General features: G+C 55.4%; 2 protein-coding genes and 1 pseudogene. 2 read left to right on the top strand and 1 reads right to left on the bottom strand.

What is annotated here, in order from left to right; all coding sequences use genetic code 11:
• Window positions 1-171: 171 nt before the first annotated feature.
• Window positions 172-1,080 carry a sulfite exporter TauE/SafE family protein gene (locus ACZYOF_RS43285; protein ID WP_463719535.1) on the bottom strand — a complete coding sequence of 303 codons (909 nt, stop codon included), beginning with the start codon at window positions 1,078-1,080 and terminating at the stop codon, window positions 172-174.
• A gap of 1,072 nt (window positions 1,081-2,152) precedes the next feature.
• On the opposite strand from ACZYOF_RS43285, the pseudogene ACZYOF_RS43280 reads away from it, so the two are divergent.
• Both ACZYOF_RS43280 and ACZYOF_RS43275 read left to right on the top strand, forming a co-directional pair.
• Window positions 2,153-2,289 (top strand): annotated as a pseudogene (locus ACZYOF_RS43280) (IS5/IS1182 family transposase); the annotation flags it as partial.
• A 154-nt stretch (window positions 2,290-2,443) separates the two neighbouring features.
• The gene (locus ACZYOF_RS43275) at window positions 2,444-2,632 is read left to right on the top strand and encodes a hypothetical protein (RefSeq protein WP_463719534.1); all 189 of its coding nucleotides are present in this window, start codon (window positions 2,444-2,446) and stop codon (window positions 2,630-2,632) included.
• The last annotated feature ends 122 nt before the right edge of the window (window positions 2,633-2,754 follow it).

The raw sequence follows: 2,754 nt of genomic DNA, 5'->3' as shown, positions 1-2,754 counted from the left end.
GTCACCTTCCTGCCTGGCATCAAGCATGGCATTTGCCATCGTTACACCTCCACCGATCCGCTCATGCCAGGCTGTATCGCGCGCAAGCCGAAGGATGGCTAGGTGGGGGCCTCATGCCGGTTACGTTTGATCGTGTGCATTTCTGTTATGCGGACAGAACACCAGATCCATTCAACTTGAGCTCGCTCTAACCTCGCGCTCGGCGCGCCGCGCTTGTCTCTGAGGTCGCCCAGGGCCGCCGTTATGTGCCGTGAAGAACGTGTATAGCAGGTAAAGATCGATCAGGATCGTTACTGCCATCACGCCATAGGCCCACGGGCTCTGCATCAGGGCGAGCTCGATTAGCACCCGTGACAGGCCGAAGCCCACGACCCAGGCATCAAAACTCATGCAGATGCGGCGGAAGATCTCCGGATCAAGCCGGCGGATAACATAAGATCCCAGCGGAATGCCGAGCACGACGCTAGGAATAAAGACATAAAGCAGGCTGCCGCTTTCTGAAATGAACAGGCCGAGCTTATAATAGATGAAGGCGGTTACGCTCGATTCCGCCACACGAACCAGGGCTAGTCCGGCGCGAAATTCGTTTTTGACGAGGCCCTGATTGTTGAACAGCATCGCCAAAGGCGGGCCTGAGATGGTCGTCACCGAGTAGAGGACGCCCAGCATCGACCCGAATGGCAGGCCGATTAGCCAGCTTGCCTCGATCCGGCGGCGCCAACCGGCGGCTTGCAGCAGGATCAGGGGCAGAATGATCGTGTAGGTGGCGAATTTGATCCAGCCCGGCTGCAGCGAGGCCAGTGCATAGCCGCCGATCGCAATGCCCGGCAAGAGCCCGAGCAAGATGGGAAATATGCGTTTCCAAACCGCCGGCACGCCCTTCAGATTGATGGAGAGGACGTAGACGTTGACGAAGACCTCGATGATGACGATGGCGGGGTTGAGAATGCGATTGGTGTAGAAAACCAGCGCAAGGGGTACAGTGAGTGACGAAAAGCCGTAGCCGATGGCTCCATTTACAAAGGCCGCAAAAAACGTCGTTGCGGCCAGAAAAAACAAAGCGGCATCAAAGGCGGGCATTCAACTTTCCAACTCCGAAGAGCGTCGGATCACGCGTCAGCGGGACCAGACCAACATTGGTCATCAGGCTTGCGGCAGATTCAGATCACTCCCTTAGCACCTCCAGCTGCCTTCATAGTGGCAGCGGTCAAGTGCAAAGGTTCGCCAGTTGCTCCCATTACAGACTTCAGTTGTATAACGGAAGCCGTGCTGTGTTTCCCACTATCTAACTACGACCACTCAGCCAGACGTGCCAGTCTATTTTTTTCGAATGTCAATCAACGGTCTTCGTATGGTGATCTAAAGGCTCATGTTCCTGAGCTTCTCCATCTCCGTCGCTTGCATGAAATTCGGCCCTGCCATTTTGATCGCTGATCGCGATGTTGATTAGAGGCACCTTCTCAAGATAGGCACCAATGTTTTTCTCTAAAGCGAGCAATCGCCCGGGGGCAGCTGGAAGCAGCAGGGCTCAGCCCTCTGGGCAAAGCCGAAGAAAACGTAACGAGTCAACGCCGTCGTAGCAGCCAATGTCCAAAATCACTGGATCTGACTTCTGCAGGAACGAAACAATGTGCTGATGGATCTCCAAGGCGAAAGTGGGCTCACGTGTTTCCATTCAACTTCGTCCCTCGCGCCTCAATGGCACGCAACAGCCTATCAAGTGAGCTTAAGGTTTCGCGACCCCCCGATTGTCAAATGGTCCAGCTTCGACGTCGAAAGTACACACGACTCAACGGGTGGCTCAACTCTACAGAGGTAAACAGGCGATATAGAACCGGTTGCAAAACCTATACCAAGGTTTGTCTACAGACGGCGCGGTATGAGCCACGCGAGACTTGTGACGTACATGCCGATCAGAACGGACACGAGCCTCCGCTGATATTCCCTCTCCACCTCTTTGTCGCAGACAGGACAAAGATCGCCAATTATCTGACCTCGACCAAGCTCAAGTATTCGCCATTCTCATTATCCGTAAATCAATGCTTTGATGGACGACAATCACACGATGGATCGGTCCCACAAATGCATTCTAAGGGGTAGATATGCCGATCTTGATCGTCGTGACCGCCGAGGGTTACAAACCCGGCAGACTCTCTATGAACAACTACATCTGGTGGAGTGCTGCTTCGGTAAGCTCAAACAGTTCCGACGCGTAGCAACCCACGAAAAAACTGCCCGAATTACCGCCCAGTCGTCACTCTCGCAGCTATCGTGCTATGGATGCGATAACTGACCACACGCCCTCAAGCGAGAAACCCTGCATAGAAGAATTCGTCTCGCGCATCGCCACCGATGTCGGCGTCGACCCGGCTCTCGCAGAGAAGGCCGTTGCCATGATGCTGGTTTCCTGCAACGCGAGGGAGCCGACGGCCCCGTGGGGCGTATGATCGAGTCCATTCCCGGCGCTTCGGAATCAGTGACGAAGCATGATGGTGAAGACTCAGAGGGCGGCAGCGTCCTCGGCGGAGCCGGCGTCACCGGTTTCGGCCAGCAATTGATGAATGAGGGTCTCAGCCTAGGAAAGATCGCCGGCCTCGTCAACGAGACGATCGCGTTCGCCGACGAACAGTAACCGGCATGAGGCCCCCACCTAGCCATCCTTCGGCTTGCGCGCGATACAGCCTGGCATGAGCGGATCGGTGGAGGTGTAACGATGGCAAATGCCATGCTTGATGCCAGGCAGGAAGGTGACTC

The sequence above is a fragment of the Bradyrhizobium sp. LeoA1Lang genome (assembly GCF_055413685.1).
Note: the sequence above shows the minus strand (reverse complement) of the source record. Positions and strands in the feature narration are given on the sequence as shown.